This is a genomic window from Enterococcus sp. AZ020 (assembly GCF_050499205.1).
Lineage (GTDB): Bacteria > Bacillota > Bacilli > Lactobacillales > Enterococcaceae > Enterococcus_L > Enterococcus_L dunnyi.
This window is the reverse complement of the sequence record NZ_JBIPAT010000001.1, coordinates 1,883,788-1,901,607: the sequence shown is the minus strand read 5'-3', so window position 1 is coordinate 1,901,607 and position 17,820 is coordinate 1,883,788. Positions and strand designations below refer to the sequence as shown.

At 38.0% G+C, this 17,820-nt stretch carries 16 protein-coding genes; 3 read left to right on the top strand and 13 right to left on the bottom strand.

Translation table 11 applies throughout. From position 1 onward, the window contains the following. The first annotated feature begins 130 nt into the window (after positions 1-130). Complete coding sequence (locus IGI58_RS09225; protein WP_429953682.1) at positions 131-958, top strand: NAD(P)H-hydrate dehydratase; 828 nt, start codon at positions 131-133, stop codon at positions 956-958. A gap of 195 nt (positions 959-1,153) precedes the next feature. Here the strand turns inward: IGI58_RS09225 and IGI58_RS09220 are convergent, their stop codons facing one another. From IGI58_RS09220 to IGI58_RS09200, 5 genes are all read right to left on the bottom strand, one after another. Further along, entirely contained in the window at positions 1,154-1,789 is a 636-nt protein-coding gene (locus IGI58_RS09220; RefSeq protein WP_429953683.1) for a TetR/AcrR family transcriptional regulator, read from the bottom strand. Beyond that, positions 1,789-2,610: an ABC transporter permease subunit gene (locus IGI58_RS09215; protein WP_429953684.1), complete on the bottom strand. Its 822-nt coding sequence runs from the start codon at positions 2,608-2,610 to the stop codon at positions 1,789-1,791. The genes IGI58_RS09220 and IGI58_RS09215 overlap by 1 nt, the downstream gene beginning before the upstream one ends. Then, positions 2,607-3,494 (bottom strand): ABC transporter ATP-binding protein, encoded by an 888-nt coding sequence (locus IGI58_RS09210; protein WP_429953685.1) that lies wholly within the window; start codon positions 3,492-3,494, stop codon positions 2,607-2,609. The genes IGI58_RS09215 and IGI58_RS09210 overlap by 4 nt, the downstream gene beginning before the upstream one ends. A gap of 126 nt (positions 3,495-3,620) precedes the next feature. Further along, positions 3,621-4,340, bottom strand: a complete 720-nt coding sequence (locus tag IGI58_RS09205) for a pseudouridine synthase (protein ID WP_429953686.1) — start codon at positions 4,338-4,340, stop codon at positions 3,621-3,623. 97 nt (positions 4,341-4,437) lie between these two features. After that, positions 4,438-6,087: a putative polysaccharide biosynthesis protein gene (locus tag IGI58_RS09200; protein WP_087640623.1), complete on the bottom strand. Its 1,650-nt coding sequence runs from the start codon at positions 6,085-6,087 to the stop codon at positions 4,438-4,440. A 445-nt stretch (positions 6,088-6,532) separates the two neighbouring features. On the opposite strand from IGI58_RS09200, the gene IGI58_RS09195 reads away from it, so the two are divergent. Next, positions 6,533-8,047, top strand: coding sequence for a UDP-N-acetylmuramoyl-L-alanyl-D-glutamate--L-lysine ligase (locus tag IGI58_RS09195; RefSeq protein ID WP_429953687.1), 1,515 nt, complete (start codon positions 6,533-6,535; stop codon positions 8,045-8,047). A gap of 130 nt (positions 8,048-8,177) precedes the next feature. On the opposite strand, the gene IGI58_RS09190 is transcribed toward IGI58_RS09195, so the two are convergent. From IGI58_RS09190 to IGI58_RS09180, 3 genes are all read right to left on the bottom strand, one after another. Beyond that, positions 8,178-8,576: a DUF1801 domain-containing protein gene (locus IGI58_RS09190; RefSeq protein ID WP_429953688.1), complete on the bottom strand. Its 399-nt coding sequence runs from the start codon at positions 8,574-8,576 to the stop codon at positions 8,178-8,180. Between the two features lies 1 nt (position 8,577). Beyond that, positions 8,578-9,108, bottom strand: a complete 531-nt coding sequence (locus IGI58_RS09185) for a GyrI-like domain-containing protein (RefSeq protein WP_429953689.1) — start codon at positions 9,106-9,108, stop codon at positions 8,578-8,580. Between the two features lie 76 nt (positions 9,109-9,184). Then, positions 9,185-10,093 carry an AEC family transporter gene (locus IGI58_RS09180; protein WP_429953690.1) on the bottom strand — a complete coding sequence of 303 codons (909 nt, stop codon included), beginning with the start codon at positions 10,091-10,093 and terminating at the stop codon, positions 9,185-9,187. A 138-nt stretch (positions 10,094-10,231) separates the two neighbouring features. On the opposite strand from IGI58_RS09180, the gene IGI58_RS09175 reads away from it, so the two are divergent. Continuing rightward, positions 10,232-10,648, top strand: coding sequence for a hypothetical protein (locus IGI58_RS09175; protein ID WP_429953691.1), 417 nt, complete (start codon positions 10,232-10,234; stop codon positions 10,646-10,648). A gap of 56 nt (positions 10,649-10,704) precedes the next feature. Here IGI58_RS09175 and IGI58_RS09170 read toward each other — a convergent pair whose 3' ends face one another. From IGI58_RS09170 to IGI58_RS09150, 5 genes are all read right to left on the bottom strand, one after another. Next, complete coding sequence (locus IGI58_RS09170; RefSeq protein ID WP_429953692.1) at positions 10,705-11,904, bottom strand: multidrug effflux MFS transporter; 1,200 nt, start codon at positions 11,902-11,904, stop codon at positions 10,705-10,707. Between the two features lie 318 nt (positions 11,905-12,222). Next, positions 12,223-14,688 carry a heavy metal translocating P-type ATPase gene (locus IGI58_RS09165; protein WP_429953693.1) on the bottom strand — a complete coding sequence of 822 codons (2,466 nt, stop codon included), beginning with the start codon at positions 14,686-14,688 and terminating at the stop codon, positions 12,223-12,225. A gap of 190 nt (positions 14,689-14,878) precedes the next feature. Then, positions 14,879-15,673: a ParB N-terminal domain-containing protein gene (locus tag IGI58_RS09160; RefSeq protein WP_429953694.1), complete on the bottom strand. Its 795-nt coding sequence runs from the start codon at positions 15,671-15,673 to the stop codon at positions 14,879-14,881. A 19-nt stretch (positions 15,674-15,692) separates the two neighbouring features. Next, a complete protein-coding gene (locus tag IGI58_RS09155; protein WP_429953695.1) occupies positions 15,693-16,490 on the bottom strand; it encodes a ParB N-terminal domain-containing protein in 798 nt (265 codons plus the stop codon). A 234-nt stretch (positions 16,491-16,724) separates the two neighbouring features. Further along, positions 16,725-17,741: a LacI family DNA-binding transcriptional regulator gene (locus IGI58_RS09150; RefSeq protein ID WP_429953696.1), complete on the bottom strand. Its 1,017-nt coding sequence runs from the start codon at positions 17,739-17,741 to the stop codon at positions 16,725-16,727. Positions 17,742-17,820 lie beyond the last annotated feature (79 nt).

Genomic DNA, 17,820 nt, shown 5'->3' with positions numbered 1-17,820 from the left:
TTATTCTACCTTCTCATCATACCACTAACTCGGCTAAAAGAAAAAGGCGGGACAAGTTTTTTCTGTACTATTTTGCCCTTCGTCTTAAATAGCATTATACTGATAGTAGAAGTGAAAGGAGTTCCTTCAAATGAACCAATTGTCCGAAGAACTACTACATAGCGTGATCAAAAAACGCCCTGAGCTTTCCCACAAAGGAACTTTCGGGCGAGTCGTATTGATTGGCGGCAATGAAAGATACGGCGGAGCGATCATCATGAGTGCTGAAGCTGCTGTCAACTCTGGCGCTGGGTTAGTCACTGTCGTTACAGCAGAAAAAAATCATGCCCCACTGCATGCTCGCTTGCCTGAGGTAATGGTCATCGACTGGCTTCAAATACAAGATATTCAAGCTGTTTTAGCAGAGGCTGATGTTATTTTGATCGGTCCCGGACTTGGCTTGAGCGAACACAGTCATACGTTATTACAATTAGTGATCCAGGAGCAGCAGGCAAAACACTGGCTAGTTATTGACGGTTCAGGCATTACTTTGTTTGCTCAACATCACTATCAGCTAGCTTATCCTCAACAAGTTGTTTTTACCCCGCATCAAATGGAATGGCAGCGTTTAAGCGGTTTGACCATCCCAAACCAAACAATAAAAAATAATCAAACTGCTCAAAAGATATTAGGCAGTAATTTAGTGTTGAAAAGCCATCGTACGACTATTTATACTTTGAACGACTATTTTGTCAATCCCCTTGGAAACCCAGCCATGGCAACTGGCGGAATGGGAGACACACTTGCTGGAATGATCACTGGTTTTTTAGCTCAATTTGATGCTAAAAAAGATGCCCTGTGCGCTGCTGTTTACCTTCATAGCTTGATTGGCGATGTTCTCGGACAAGATCATTATATCGTCTTACCAACAGAAATCAGCAAGCAAATTCCTTATTATATGAAACGTTTTGAACAATGAGGGAGATGGTTCAGACTTAAAATCCCGAACGAATGCTTTTGTCTTTCCCCCTTTTAAAAATCTGACTTTCGACCATCGCTTACTACATTTTAAAATGAGAGCGAGACGAGTCAAATCCCTGACACCTGGAATCCGGATAAACGGCGAGAGCAGAAGTGATCCCTTCAGAAATAAGCACTTCTGTCCCAACCTCATTCATTGTTCTAAAAAACCAGCCTGCAGAATGTTCATATAGCTTTGTGAACGTTCAACTAAAAATTGCATTTGATGAATCTCTGTTACCTGTTGGTTTTCTTCTAAAAAAGTCAAACTCTCTAAATAAATCTGATTGAAAACACCTAGTACTAAACGAACCACATCTTCTCTAGAGATGTTTTTTTTGAGCGGAAGCTTGTTGATGATCCTCGTTAGAAGCTTCTGTGCAATAACCATATTTTCAGCCATATAGTGATCCAATTTTACTTGTACTTTATCAGGAAGCATTTTTTTCTGTGCATACGAGGCAATCAGCAAATGGATATGATCAGGAAAAGTCCGCTCTAAATTTAACTTATGCTGTGTCGAAGCAACTACTACTTCAACTAGATCAGCATACTCTTTTTCAAACAATTCTTTTGACTGTTCATTTAAACAGTCGATCACATAGCTGATCGTGCGTTCATACAACTTTTGCTTATTTCCAAAATAATGAAAAACCAATCCTTTTGAAACACCCGCTGCTATAGCAATATCTTCTGTGTTTGCGCGTTGATAGCCCTGTTTAGCAAATTGCTTCAAGGCAGCTTGTATTATCCGTTCATATTTTTTTGGATCGATGTTGATTTCTGCCACTAAATCTTCAGATCCTTTCGTTGGTAAAGCACATAAGTCCCAGCTAAAAACAATATGATCAACACTACTAGAAATCCTGTGTGACTAGCTGATAATCCTTTATCTAATAAATTGCTTGGAATGCCCATATGAGTCGGCGATATATTTTTTGCCCAACTAAACGAGTCATTTAAATCAGCAAAAATACCGATCAAATAGAAAGCAAATACGACACCTAAAGATATACTGGTGCTTTGTTTACTTGATTTTAAAAAGGTTGAGATCAAAAATCCCAGCATTAGGAAAAATAAAAGAATCAAACTTTCTTGAATAAAAATCTTACTGATTTCCTTTACGATCGTCACTGTTGAATCTGTTGATTGACGATAAAGCATTGTCGATCCTAAAGAAACACCATAGGAAATCAACCAAAAGATACCCAAAACAAGCATATTACTTACGAATTTACTCGTCACGATTCCTTTGCGGGTCACTGGTTGCGCATAAAGAAATTCTATTGTCCCATCTGTCTCTTCCTTGATCAAGGACTGACTGCCTAGCATCATCGCATAAATAGAGGAAGCTAAAAACATATACTGAAAATAGTAAGCAAAAAAACCTGTTGCTACTAAGAAGCTGGCTTGTCCTTCTACACTGATATTGAACGTTTTGAGTAGGGAAGGCGAAAGCCCTGTCAACTTGGCATCCAGCAGATCTTTCATTGCAGAGCTATGCATTTGCGGATAAACAGCACTGAATCCAAAAATGATGACCGAAAATAAGATGATCCAGATCAGCATCCCTTTGACCAATGAACGCGTTTCGATTTTTGCTGTGATCATTTTGTTTCCCCTCCTTCGTACAATGCCATAAATTGATCTTCAAGTTCTGGATTTGTGATGGTAAAATCCTGGATCGATGGATCGCTCAATAATGGCAATACTTCTTGCAAATTTCCTTCATAGAATAAACGCGTTTCATTTCCTTGATGTTTTAAGATCGCTGCACCGATTTTTTCAAATAAAGATAGCGGAATATGATCCCCGATCAAGGTAATGACTTTCCCTAATGATTTTTCTTTAGAAATATCCTGCACCGTAATAATCTCACCTTGACGAATAAATGCCGCTCGATGTGCATGCTGTTGGATTTCATTTAGATCATGGCTAGATAAAAAAATAGTCATGCCATTTTTATTATATTTTTCCAGTTCTTCAAATAAGCGATGCTGCATCAGTGGGTCTAAACCATTCGTAGGCTCATCTAAAATCAACAATTCTGGATTTGGCAAAATTCCAGCGATGATCGCAATTTTCTTTTTATTTCCCAACGACAGTTCAGACATTTTTTTCTTTCCGTCAATATCGAATCGCTCCATAAAATAATCGATTTGTTCTTTACTGTTTTTAAGTTGGTGAAACTCTGCTACATATTTTAGAATATCTAATGTTGTCATGGCTGGATAAAAACGCACATCACTTGAGACATACCCTGTACGTTTACGAATCTCCTTAGCATTTTTGACACTGTCCAAGCCAAGAATCGTCGCAGTCCCGTGATCTGGATAAATAAAATTCAGCATTGATTTGATCGTCGTTGATTTTCCAGAACCATTTGGCCCAATAAAGCCATAAATCTCTCCTTTTTCTACAGTTAGATCTACTTGATTGATCGCAGGTTTCTTTTTATACAGCTTGGTTAATCCCTCTAGCTCAATGGCCTTCATTTCACCATTCCTCCTTATTGACTCATCAGTCAATTGAAGTATATACCTAAGGCAAAAGTTCGTCAAAAAAAGAGAATAGAACAGCTATGATCAAAGCATAGTTGTTTTATCCTCTACATAGTAATCCTAGCTATCTTGCAGCTCTTGAAGCTCCGTCTCTGTCAACGGGCGGTATGCTCCCAAAGGCAGCTGCTCATCCAATACTAAACTGCCCATGCGTAAACGTTTTAGATAAACAACTCTTTTATCGACCGCTTCAAACATTCGTTTCACTTGATGAAACTTTCCCTCTTGAATGACTAACCGGATCTTTGATGTCTGATTGGCTTCATTTATCTCGTCGATCAACAGCTTGCTCTGCTTTACCTGTTCACCGTTCGTTAGAGCAAAGCCAGAAGCGAAGATCTGCACATCTTCTTCTGTGACTAGCCCTTCGATTTCAGCAAAGTATTCTTTATCCACATGCTTTTTAGGTGACAATAATCGATGTGCCAATTGACCATCATTCGTTAAGAGTAATAATCCTTCTGTATCCTTGTCCAAACGACCAACAGGAAACAAATCAGTACGATAATCTTCCTCTTTCAGTAAATCGATCACCGTTTGATCCCTTGCATCTTCCGTTGCGGATACAACTCCTTGCGGTTTATGTAATAGATAATAATAAAATTTTTGATAGATCACTCGTTCTCCTGCAAATAAAACGATGTCCTGATATTCATCGATATGCAGCTTACCATCTTTTACAGGCTGTTCATTTACCGTTACGAGATTTTTTTTCAGCAACAGTTTGACTTCTTTTCTACTGCCAACACCTGCTTCGGAAAGAAATTTATCTAAACGCATTCAATCGAATCTCCTTTTATAAGAAAATAAGTGTGAGCAAAAGTATCCCTACTCCTGCTGCACACTCTAAATTTAAATCCATCATGAGCGAATGCTCTTATCTTATTTTTAATTTGCGGCGAATTTTATTCACGCTACTCCCTAATAATTTATCTGCCAGTCTCAATTTCAACGTAATATAACCATATACGGCTCCGCCAAAAGCTGCAACAAGCATAATGATGATAAATGACTGGAACTTACGTGTTGGGTCTAAGAATAAATATAAGAACTGACGCATGATAACAGTCGCAACGACCATCACTAACGTGATCAAAAAGATCAATAATCCGCGACGCAAGGTCAAGCTAAAGTTAAAACGGCTGACTTTTTTGATTTTTCTCAAAATCAAGGTACATGCAAAAGCAAAACCGATCATCGTAGCAATCGCTGGCCCATAGACTTCAAATAATCGAATAGCTGGATATTGAACGATCAGCTTCAGCGCAAGTCCTAAACCAAAGTACTTGATGGCTGCTTTATTTTCATACATCCCCATCAACATCGTCGATGACAACATGTATAGGCCCATGAACAGCCCGGCAAAGCACGCTTGAACTAAAACCGATACACCTAAATGATCCGGCGAATAAAACATTGTATAAAGTGGCTTCGCTAATACGATCATCCCGAATGTGGCCGGCAGCATCACAAACATAAATAACTGCAGGTTATTGCTGATCAGCTTTGAAAGATCACGGTAATTTTTCAAGGTGATCGCTTCTGTAATCAATGGCAACCCTGTTGCAGAAATCGATGTTGCTAAAGCAATGACGACCATCGTCAATTTATCAGGATTCGCATTAAAAATAGCGAAAAATGTGCGCAACTGACTACCTGAATATGTGGTAAAAGTATTCATGAAATTTGAGAATGTAAATTGATCGACCAATTTGAATACAGTAACACCTGAACCTACAATGATAAATGGAATTGCTTCTTTTAACGTTTCTGTCAGTAAATCACGAGTAGACGCTTCGTGCTCGTTCGCACTATGTGCTTCCAAGTAATCGAACATCGGCTTTTGTTTACGAATATAGAAAAATAGTACAACAAAGCTAGCTAACATTCCGATCGCTGCTGCCAAGGTAGATTGTGTCACTGCATCTACATAATTTCCATCGAAAACTTTCATGATAATGAACGCTGTCAGTAACATATAGAAGACACGGGCAACTTGTTCAACGATCTGTGATAAGGCATACGGCATCATATCCTGATTTCCTTGGAAGTAGCCACGAACCACACTCATACAAGGGAAGATCAAGACTGCCAAGCTCAGTGACCGCATCGTTGGGATCAAATCTTCACCGCCGCCTGACCACTCAGCCAATAAAGGCGAAGCCAGATACATGACGATGGCAAAAATCGCCCCTAAAATAGCCATCAACTGAAGAGCTTTATAAAAGAGCTGTCTGCTCACTTTATACTCATTAAGAGAATTATAATACGAGGTTTGTTTAGCGATCGCTGCAGGAATCCCTGCTGTAGAGATTAATAAAAAAAGTGCGTAAACAGTATAACCCATTGAAGACAAACTATTCGCTTCATTGGCGTGTTCACCCATCCATGCATACCAAGGAATGATATATACTGCACCCAACAACCGAGAAATTATATTACTAGCTGTCATCCAGGCCGAACCTTTGACCATTTTTTCCTGGTTCGTCAAGACTGGTTGATCAGCAGGATTTGATTGATTGATCATTTAACTCCTCCAACTTTCTTCAAACATGCTTTCTTTATTTTAATTGTTAAATCAAGTATATGCAACGAATTTCTCGAATAATTTCACTTATTTATCGTTTCCCTACATAAATCATTGAAAAACACTTAAAAAGCTATTTTCATAATCATCGATCAAATTATCACTTCTTCAACTTTTATATAAATTAATCTAAAATAACTGAAATAAAGAGTAGAAAAACATCGTTTTTTTATCCAAAATTAATTAATTATTCTTCTTACCTGCAACCAAATTTCCTAATACTATTTATAAAAAAATTCACACGACTATTTATTCCGCTTATATAATAAAATAGCACACATCTTGAAGTTTTACTGTTTAAATTGTATGATGAAATCCTAAACTAGTATAGCTATACCGATAAAACCTGACATTCAGATTTTAACCGGTGCTTGGAGGCCGAATAATGACTATTTCTTTAGAAAAAATCCGGGAATGTTTACTTAAAGAACACCTTTTAAAAGAATTTACTTCAGCTGAAGGCTGGAGCTTAACATCACCAATTTCATTAGAAAATAAACAATTCGATGCTCTTTCTTATGATTCCCGCACCGTAAAAAGCGACACACTTTTTTTCTGTAAAGGCTTGAATTTCAAAGAAGACTATTTAACAACGGCCATTACAGCTGGACTTGAAGTTTATGTGGCAGAACAGCCTTATGAGGTTGAAGCGGCTCTAGGAATCATCGTCACAGATATCAAAAAAGCGATGGCTGTTTTGAGCATGGCGTTCTATGATTATCCACAGAATAAACTGAAATTAGTCGGCTTTACAGGTACAAAAGGAAAGACAACTGCCGCTTATTTCACAAAATTCATTTTAGATCATGCTACAAACAATAAAACGGCGATGTTGTCTACTATGAACTCGACATTGGATGGGCAAACTTTTTTCAAATCACAGCTGACAACACCTGAATCATTAGATCTTTATCGTATGATGGCAGAAGCAGTCGATAACCAGATGACCCATTTTATCATGGAGGTCTCTTCACAAGCTTATAAGACGAATCGAGTATATGGTTTATTCTTTGATGTAGGGATTTTTCTAAATATCACACCTGACCACATCAGTCCGATCGAGCATCCGACATTCGATGATTATTTTTATTGTAAAAGACAATTGATCTCACATTCTAAGACAGTTATTTTAAACCACGACTCTGACTATTTCCAATTATTGAAGGAAACAGCAGAGCTTCATCACACACCATACATCATTTATGGCAGTCAGCAGACAGATACAGATTATGCTTACCAAACCGATCCAGAAGATTCCTTAGCCTTTTCTGTTACAGCCAAAAAGGACACACTTGGACTTGCTGGTGACTATCATTTACGCTTAGGCGGCGACTTTAATAAAGGAAATGCACTCAGTGCAATGATTGCTGCTTCTTTGGTCGGTGCTACTCACGATTCATGTGTCCAAGGAATTCAAGAAGCAACAGTTCCTGGACGAATGGAGCTTTTAACAAACACAAATGGAGCAAAAGTTTATGTTGATTATGCTCATAATTATGATAGCTTGAAAAACCTTCTGACTTTTATAAAAGAAGAACACCCAGAAGGCCGTTTGATTGTAGTGATCGGCAGCACGGGCAACAAAGCGATTTCCCGACGTAAAGATTTCGGCAGGGTGTTAACTGAACTTGCAGATATCGCGATTTTAACCACAGATGACCCTGCTGATGAAGATCCTGCTGCCATTTGTAAAGAGATCGCAGAATATATAACTGCACCGATCCAAGTCGAAACGATTATCGATCGCAGTGCTGCTATAGAAAAAGCACTCTCCTTGAGCAATCCAAAAGATGCTGTTATTTTGGCAGGTAAAGGAGCAGATTTATATCAAAAGATCCATGGGATAGATACCCCCTATGAAGGTGACTTTGCTATTGCAGAGCGTTTGATCGACCGTTAGAATATACAACTAAAACAAGAGTCCAGAACAAAACTAGAAAACAGTTTTGTTCTGGACTCTACTTCTTAATAAACGGTGATCAAATGTCCTCTTATTTCTTGGGATCAAACACTTCTAGCCCAGCCTATATTTACTTTTGATGATAGGTCAGTGCTCGTTGGATACAAAAAGCTAATTCGTCTAGAGGTAATTCCTTTGCAGGATCAAGAACAATGGCGCGATTCTTAGAGAATTCCAGTTCCTTGGAAAACAACGCCCGAAATTCTTCGATCACGGTCGTTTGACAATGGAAAAAAAGGGCAATCTTGGTTTCGCCAAAGCGATCAAGTCGAATAGGTGTCCCAGATTTTGTTTGAATAGTAGAATAAGTTGGTTGATGCCATTTTAAGCTTTCTTCGATTTCACCAACTCCAGAAGTTGCTTCGCCAACCTCAAAGATCAACGCCCTAAGCTCCAGCAATGATAAGCGAATAACCTTGGGATATTGTTCAAAAACAGCGGCAACCTGTTTATTTTTGATTTCTTTCATTTTAACTCACCTCATTTTTTTTGAGCGGGATCCACAGCTCACAACGATACTCATCAGACATCATGTCCCCTATAGGATAATATTCTATCCGCGGCAACTGCTGATTTTCTTCTAATGACTCAGCTATCCATGGAGCAGTCAATTGATTTTTTAATTGCATCAAATGATTCGGTTTGTTTGCGTCAAAAGTAGAAACAGCATTTGCGATCGCTCCTTGACAAGTGAAGACTGCCCAAGACGTTTCGACCACTTGGATACTCGTCAATTCTTCAGCGATTTCTTTTTCTCCCTGAGCACTTACGCTGATCATGTAATCAAACGTTTCTGCCACCTGTCGATTGCTGTCAGAAACGCCATAGAACCCTCCTGTCTTTTCTTTAGTTTCAGATAATAGCTGATCGATCTTGGCCTCTGTTAAATCAGCCCAAAATGCTGATATTCCTTGATAATCCTCAAAGTGATCAATCATACCTAGTGTTTTTTGATAGCCGACCAGATTAAATTTCGGCTTTTTTTGAATGTGAAAATCCATCGTATCATCTCCTCTATCGTCTGCTATTACTTTAGCATCCAATAGATGACAACAGTTTGTCATATTTTACCAAAAATCACACCATCCAGACCATCACCAGCGTCATCAGTAATAAACTGATCAAAATACTCATAGAGGAAGTAAAACCAACCGTCTCTTCCTTTACTCCAGCCTTCACACTATTGATCACAGAAAATGTCGGCATCGGTGCTAAACTCAACACCACTAATACGATTCTCAATAATGGCTCCAACGGAATAATGAAGGCAAATATCAATGCAAAAACTAGCCCGCACACGTATCGCCAAAACAGCACTTCTCTCACTAGCTTCAGTGCTTGTTTAGGTAAACGTAATTCAAGATATAATCCAATCATGAACATCGATAAAAAGCCATTTGCTTTTGCAACTAGCTCTAGTATTTGAATCAATTCCACTGGCAGTCCAACTTGAACTGCACACAACAGCAGCATGATCATATAGGCCGTAAAAGGAACAGACTTAAACAATGTCGATAGAATTTTTTTTAACGTCGTTTCTTCTTTAGAACCAACTATTTTATCGATCAACAGCGTACTGCCGCCTGTCAGCATGACACTATTCCCTATATCAAACATCAGTAAAAACGGAATCGCCAACGGATAAAATCCTTGAATAAACGGCAATGTAAAGTTGCCAATATTATAGCCTGACATCGAATACATTTGAAATGTCCGTTCCAACGTCGAACGCTCTTTGGACAACAATCCTCCTGCTAAAATCACGATCAAATTTAATAAAATCCCCATTGCTAATAAAAAGAACAATGTGCTTGAAACAACCACATTTGCCAAACTAACAATAACTGTTGCTGGTAATGTAATATTGACTATGATCACAGATAAAGTCCCGCCATCTGCTTTACTCAATAAACCAAAGCGTTTCATCAAATACCCCAAAATGATGACAAAACAAAAACTAGCCGCCTGTAACAAAATCTCTTTCAACCATTTCACCCTCGTCTCTTTGCTTGACTATCTTAAACAAAGTATAACAAAAAAAAGGAGGAGCAACTCACTTAAATCAATTGTCTGCCTGTTTATATGTGCTACAATTAGGGAAAATCACGAGGAAGGTTCTTCTTTATGACAAAAAAACTCTTGTTGGTCAGTAACTTATTTATCGGTTTCGGTGGTATAGCAGGTGGCGTGATGGCTTTATCCAGCAATGCACATTCCAGTCTTGGGCTATCAGAAGACATGTTGCGATACTCACCGTTTACAACTTTTTTGATTCCTGGATTATTTTTGTTAGTAATGATCGGTTGCGGGAACCTTGCTATCGGCTGGGCTAACTTAAGACAAACACACACATTTCCTTACTTGGAGTGTTTGATTGGTCTTGTTCTATGTATCTGGATCATGATCCAATGTCTGATGCTATGGTCTATCGTTGCACTTCATCTCATTTTCTTTCTCCTAGGATTACTCCAATTTCTAGGTGGATATCTCATCATCAAGCAAAGACAGCTGCCTTTTCCTTTCTCAGCAACTCAACATTAAAAAAAGGATCGCACACTGCTTCAAATAAGCAGTGTGCATTCCTTTTTTATACTCTTCTAACGCAAATTCTTCTGATACAAAAATCTACGCACAAAAACCAACATAGACAGTCCGATCACAAGAAAATATATCGGCATCACTACCAGTGTCCCATTATGAATCACGCTCATACCATAGGTAAACAAGCTGACCAATAAGTAATACCCTAGGCTAAAAAGCGCTCCTGCTGATCCTATCACCTCTTGATACTCAACTAAAGCTAAACTTAAGCAGTTAGGCAGCGCCATTCCTGTCCCCGTCAAGACAACAAAAACACCGAGCAAAATAAGCCACATCTGAAGTGTATTCGGCAAAAATACAGACAATACTGTCAACAGAAGACAGGAACTACCCAGCAGCAAACAGCAAATACCCATATAAATGATTTTTTCCGGGCAATAAATCGGTAATAAGCGTTTAGACAACAACGAGCCTAAAATCGAAGCACCTGCTACTCCAATGCCTAAAAAACCATAAACTGCTGTAGACAAATGAAAATGTTCGATAAAGATAAACGGAGCTTCCGCATAATAACTGAATAGTATCCCATTGATCGCACCGATCAAGAAGCCATAGGTCATCACCTTGGGATCAGTCAATAATCGCTTGATCAAAGGTAACAGCTTTACTTGCACTCGTTTTTCCACTTGATACGTTTCAGGTAGACATAAAAATGCATAGCAGAAAATGACGGTACTCATACAAACTAATACAAGAAAAACGGCTCTAAAGCCTAAATACTGATCAACAAGCCCGCCGATCAAAGGTCCTATCGCCGGCGTAAATGCCAAAGCTGCTGAAATTTGAGCAAACAGCGCATGCCGATGATTGCCTGCATAACTTTCTCTTAAAATCGTTTGTGTCACAACAGAACCTGTACTAGCACCGAACGCTTGAATAAAACGGGCAAAGAGCAGACCATTGATCGAGTAAGCCCTGAAACATAGAAAACTGCCGATACCATAGACAAACAAGCCGTAAAGCATTGCTTTTCGACGACCACTTAGATCTGACAGCCAGCCCCAAAAAAAGACTCCGAGCGCAAATGACAGAAAATAGATGCTCAATGTTAGCTGAACTGTCGCCATCGACGTTTGCAAGTCCGTCGCAATATCTGGTAATGATGGGGTGAAAATCGTTTCACTGATTTGCGGAAATCCTACCAAAACGATCAATAATAATAAAGATGGTGTTTGAGTTTTGATGCTTTTTTTCAAAAAAATTCCTCCTGAATCTATAACAGAACAGGTCGATCCAGCTTGTTACAAGAATGACCTGTTCAGCTAGAAAATTAGTTTAAAGGGATGAAAAAAAACATCTTTCTCCGGGAAGCGGCGGGAGCATGATCAATATTAATTTATAGGTATCCATCTACTCGCTCACATCCTTTACTATCTTTCATTCAACTTAATGATTGCACAACCATAGTAGCATAGATCCTTGTTTTTTCCAATGTACACTACGAACCCAGAAAAAGGAAAATAAAGGGGAAACTCATTCAGCGATGATTTTCCCCTCCACCCTTATTATATTTTCTATTTTTTCAAAGCCGATGGTTTAAATCCTTTCAAACGTAAAGCATTCAGCAACACTGAAACCGAGCTAAAACTCATCGCAGCTCCTGCGATCATCGGATTCAATAACGGTCCGCCAAATAGATACAAGACACCCATCGCCACTGGAATCCCTAACGTATTATAGGCAAACGCCCAAAATAGATTTTCTTTGATGTTCTTGATCGTTGCCTTGCTTAATTCTACTGCTGTTGGTACATCCATCAGATCACTTCTCATCAAAACGATATCTGCTGATTCCATCGCAACGTCTGTACCAGAACCGATCGCAATGCCGATATCTGCTTGAGCTAAGGCAGGAGCATCATTGATTCCGTCACCGACCATAGCAACTTTCTTACCTTCTTTTTGAAGCTTTTGGACTTCATTCGCTTTATCTTCTGGTAAAACTTCACTTAATACACGGTCGATCCCAACTTGTTTCGCGATCGCTTGTGCCGTTCGTTTGTTATCCCCTGTGATCATGGCTACTTCGATGCCCATTTGATGCAGCTTTTTGATTGCCGGAATACTGGTTTCTTTGATCGTGTCTGCTACAGCGATGATTCCTGCAATCAAATCATCTTTCGCAATATACATCGGTGTTTTCCCTTGTTCTGCTAATTGATCAGAGATCGTACCTAAATTCTCTAAAGAAATATGACGATCATCCATCAATTTTTTGTTTCCTAATAAAAAGCGGCTGCCTTCGATCGTCACTTCGATCCCATGTCCAGGAATGGCTGTAAAGTTTTCTGTTTGGGCAAAAGTAAGATTCTTCTCCACTGCATCATTGACGATCGCTTCACCTAGAGGGTGTTCAGAACCTTTCTCAGCTGATGCTGCTAAACGCAGTAGGTCATTTTCAGCTAAATCATTTGCTGTAACGATATCTGTCACTTTAGGTTTTCCCTCTGTTATCGTACCCGTTTTATCAAAAACGATCGTTTGGATTTTATGCGTTGTTTCCAGTGCGTCACCGCTTTTGATCAGCACACCATTTTCAGCACCTTTTCCTGTACCGACCATGATTGCAGTAGGTGTCGCCAACCCTAAAGCACATGGACAAGCAATCACTAAAACAGAGATCGTGATCGTCAAGGCAAAAATCCAAGATTCCTGTCCTAAGAAATACCAAGCCAAACCAGATAACACTGCTAAAACAATGACGATCGGTACAAATACACCTGAAATTTTGTCTGCCATTTTAGCGATCGGTGCTTTTGATCCTTGCGCATCTTCGACTAATTTAATGATTTGTGAAAGAGCAGTATCTTTTCCTACCTTTGTCGCTTTAAATCGGAAGCTTCCGTTTTTGTTGATACTTGCACCAATCACATTATCACCAGCTTTTTTCTCAACTGGTATACTTTCACCCGTCAGCATCGATTCATCGACTGCACTTGACCCTTCAACAACAAGTCCGTCAACAGGAATTTTTTCTCCTGGTCGAACGACAATGATATCATCCAATTGTACTGCATCTACTGGAATTTCCATTTCCTCATCATTACGTAAAACACGTGCATTTTTTGGTGCTAAACCCATCAATTTTTTGATCGCTTCTGAGGTTTTTCCTTTTGAAACAGCTTCAAAATATTTTCCTAGTGTGATCAAGGTCAAAATCACGCCAGCAGATTCATAGTAAAGCGCCATTGCAAAATGAGTGTCACCCGTATAAATCATGATCGTGCCATATAAGCTGTAAGCGACAGCCGCACTCGTTCCCAATGCTACAAGAGAATCCATATTAGGATGACCTTTGAACAATGCTTTGAATCCAATGATGAAAAAGCTTCGTCCAAAATACAGCACAGGAATCGTCAAAAGCAGCTGGACCGTCGCAAAAGTTGTCGCATGCATCATCGGATCTAAGAATCCTGGTAATGGCAAACCAACCATGTGTCCCATTGCAATGTAAAATAGAGGTACCGTGAAAACAGCAGACAACCAAAAGCGTTGCCACATCTCTTTGATGTGTTTCTGTTTTTTCTCACGGTCTTTATCTACCGTATCCGCTGAATCGATTTGTTCAACAGCTCCATAGCCTGCATCAACAACTGTTTTCGTGATCTCTGACACATTCAGAACAGCTGGATCAAAATCGACTGTCATTTTTTCTGTCGCTAGATTTACGGCAGCGGTCTGCACACCATTTAGTTTATTGACCGCCTTTTCGATCACTTGTGCACAAGATGCACACGTCATTCCTTCTATATCAAATGTGCGTTGCTGAGTATTGCTCAATGCTTCATAGCCTGCATCAGCAACTGCTTGTTGAATATCTTTTTCCGATAATGCTGTTTCGTCATATTCCACATTTAGTTTTTCTGTTGCCAAGTTGACCGTCGCTTTTGATACACCCGCTAGTTTGGCCGTTGCCTTTTCAACAGTCTGTGCACAAGACGCACACGTCATCCCTTCTATATCAAATGTTTTAGCTTCCACTTTTCCCACTCCTTCTTTCTGTATGTACTTTTTTATATTTTTTAAAAACGACTATAAATGTAGTCAAGTTATTTCTTCTTTATAGTAATCCATAGAAACCGCTATGTCAATAAAAAAATAGCTTAAAAAATTAAGCCATTTTTTATTATTTATGCAACTTTCGTTGTTTCCAGTTATTATACAGTATAAATTATAGATTTATTAAACTAGGAATTCGTTCTTCTAGAATAATAATTGTCCGATTTTTTCTAACTTTGTACTCAATATATTTATGAGATGTCTCCTGCAAGCCATAATTATAAGCTCGAATGAACATTTTAAAAAGTTTCTCACCACTTCTAATTCCAAGGATTTTATTTTTTAAATCTTGATCATTAATTTTTTCTATAAATGATCCCAACTCAAATTTCCTTATAGTGCTTATGTTAAAAAAAGCAATAAATAAACCTGAAACAGGTTTTATCCCAGTTTTATATATAAATTCCGTAAAATTTATTAATATCGACTCAAAGCCTTCTTTATTCACAAAAGCAAAGCTCCCTTCTTTCACTATATCGATATCTTTCGTACTTTTATTTAAGTTCCCTAATGCTGCTGAAATAATGTCACCTAAAGGTATTGATTTAAATCTGTTTATAACGTTATTCAATTCAATATAATCACTTATTTCTTCATCAACATACTTGTTAATAAAATCTTGTACAGCCCAGTTATGAGCTGTATTGTTTAACTCGATAATATCATCTATATTTTTAGAGACAGTTACATAGTACGGTAACTCTATTCCATTTTTCCGAGCAATATAGAAACGATGTTGCCCATCTAAAATTTCAAGAGTGCTGTTGACAGCTATAGGGGTTAATATACCTTTTTCTAAAATAGATTTTTCTAACTTCCTATTTGTCCTAATCTTCCTATTACCACTTACCAATTTAAATTGGTTATATTCATTAGTTATATAAATATCACTGATTACCTTATCCATCTTTTATCTAACATCTCCTTCAATCCATTCTATATAATAAAAAATTCCTTTCTTCCATTATTATTGGTTTTTCTTTTTTAGATAATTCATATTTAATTGCATTACCTCTATAAACTTGTCCTCTTAAACGATAATTATGTGCTTTTAAAAAAACTTCAATGACTATATCTAAACTCATGATCTCATTCACTAACTCTTGTTTTCCCATCATATTTTTCATTAAACGTTCTTTATCAAATTTTTTTATTGTATAAAGATTGAAATACGCTAAAAATGTGTACAGAGTTCCCTTAATATTGATATGTTTAATAAATTCATAATAGTCTTCTAAAAATACACAAAAATTCGGATAATTATAAAACTCAAACATTCCTTCTCTTACATTAGCACTGGCTTGAGATGTCAAATCCAATAGCCCTTGAGCTGCAACCGTCAATGCGGATAAAGGTATATTAGGATATTTTTGAAAGACTTTTTGTAATTTTTCATATTCCGGATTTTGGTCCACTACATATTTATTTATGTAGTCTTCAAGCTTCCAAGCTTTTTTGGTATTGTTTAAATCAATAACTTCATCCATTCCAAAGCCGTTATTAATCCTATAAAAAACTTTCTTCCCATATTTTTTTGCGATCTCAAAACGACTTTGTCCATCTAAAATTTCAAAATTTTCGTTCACAGCGATAGGTATTAACATACCATTTTTTAAAATGGACCTTTCTAAACTAGAATTCTTTTTTACCTTCCGATTCCCTTTCAAATAGTTAAACTTATCATATTCCTCTGTTTCATAAATTTTGCCTATATTTCTTCCCATTGTAGCTCTCCTCTCTATTAATTAGATCTCCATCCGCATACATAGTATATACCGCTTTCATTTCCTAGTTTAACTACTATTCAATTATCTTCCCTCCATTTCTATTCTTTCAAGCTTAGCTTAGATGAATTTAATTTCTAAAATGTTACAATTTATTTACATATAAATTAAAAAAGAAAACATACACTTTATAATCGATAAAAGTATATGTTTCCTTAAAATTATTTAATTAATTTATCTCCCATTCAAATCAAGCACCGTCTCCCGCTTGATCAACTGATGAGGGATCACTAATCGTACTCCTGTCGGTTCTTTTTGCTGTAGTGTATCGATCAGCTTTTGCATACCCATTTTGCCTAGCTCAGCAATATCGATATCGATACTCGTCAGATAGGGATGGACCAATGTCGAATAAATCGAGTTATTGAAACTGATCACGGAAAAGTCATCCGGGACGCGATATCCATACATCTGAGCCAACTGGATCATCCGCATTGCAAAAATATCATCGATCACAACTGCAGCTGTTGCTTTCGTTTCTTTTAGCAAGTCCTCAAATGCAACATACGCTTCCGGACTTTCCATATCCACCGAAGGAAACATTGTCAAACCTGCAACCATCATTGCTTTTTGATAACCAAAGTAACGTTCATAATAAATATTTTCGTGCGTTGTATTAGTGATAAACAGAATATTCTCATGTCCATTTTCGATCAAAAAATCCGTTGCATGTTTTCCTAAAAGCTGATTATCATTATCTACATAAATGACTTTCTCCTCGTTTGTGTACGGTTGTCCGATCAAAGAGAATGGCACGTGATTTTCAACTAAGTAATCGATCACTGGATCATCCTTATCTGAATAGAGCAAGATAAATCCGTCTACCTGCTTTTGACGATGCATCAGCTGAACATTTTCTAACAAGGTATCAAAAGACTGAGCCGTTGCAATCGCCGTCGTCATATCATGTTTACGGGCTTCAGCGTTGATCGATTCAATGATTTCTAGATAAAATGGATTGCCCATCCGTTCACGCGAATCTAAGGGCGGCAAAATCACACCTACTGCACCTGAAGATCTTTTACCAAGATTACGTGCAGCAATATTCGGAACGTACCCCATTTCTTCCATCACTTTAAAGACCTTTTTCTTGGTCGCGTCAGAAATACTGGGGTGATCATTGATTACCCTTGATACAGTGGAAGTTGCTACTCCAGCTTTCTTCGCAACATCTTTCACAGTAATCGTCATCGGCTTCACTCCTTTCCAGGTTCATGTTTTTAAGAACAAATCATGCCATCGTAGAAAATAATACCACATATCAGCAGCT

Bases quoted from the DNA above. Each gene is read 5' to 3' on its own strand.
- IGI58_RS09225 (WP_429953682.1), top strand. From the start codon at position 131: ATGAACCAATTGTCCGAAGAACTACTACATAGCGTGATCAAAAAACGC.
- IGI58_RS09215 (WP_429953684.1), bottom strand. From the start codon at position 2,610: ATGATCACAGCAAAAATCGAAACGCGTTCATTGGTCAAAGGGATGCTG.
- IGI58_RS09210 (WP_429953685.1), bottom strand. From the start codon at position 3,494: ATGAAGGCCATTGAGCTAGAGGGATTAACCAAGCTGTATAAAAAGAAA.
- IGI58_RS09205 (WP_429953686.1), bottom strand. From the start codon at position 4,340: ATGCGTTTAGATAAATTTCTTTCCGAAGCAGGTGTTGGCAGTAGAAAA.
- IGI58_RS09200 (WP_087640623.1), bottom strand. From the start codon at position 6,087: ATGATCAATCAATCAAATCCTGCTGATCAACCAGTCTTGACGAACCAG.
- IGI58_RS09195 (WP_429953687.1), top strand. From the start codon at position 6,533: ATGACTATTTCTTTAGAAAAAATCCGGGAATGTTTACTTAAAGAACAC.
- IGI58_RS09190 (WP_429953688.1), bottom strand. From the start codon at position 8,576: ATGAAAGAAATCAAAAATAAACAGGTTGCCGCTGTTTTTGAACAATAT.
- IGI58_RS09185 (WP_429953689.1), bottom strand. From the start codon at position 9,108: ATGGATTTTCACATTCAAAAAAAGCCGAAATTTAATCTGGTCGGCTAT.
- IGI58_RS09175 (WP_429953691.1), top strand. From the start codon at position 10,232: ATGACAAAAAAACTCTTGTTGGTCAGTAACTTATTTATCGGTTTCGGT.
- IGI58_RS09160 (WP_429953694.1), bottom strand. From the start codon at position 15,673: ATGGATAAGGTAATCAGTGATATTTATATAACTAATGAATATAACCAA.
- IGI58_RS09155 (WP_429953695.1), bottom strand. From the start codon at position 16,490: ATGGGAAGAAATATAGGCAAAATTTATGAAACAGAGGAATATGATAAG.
- IGI58_RS09150 (WP_429953696.1), bottom strand. From the start codon at position 17,741: ATGACGATTACTGTGAAAGATGTTGCGAAGAAAGCTGGAGTAGCAACT.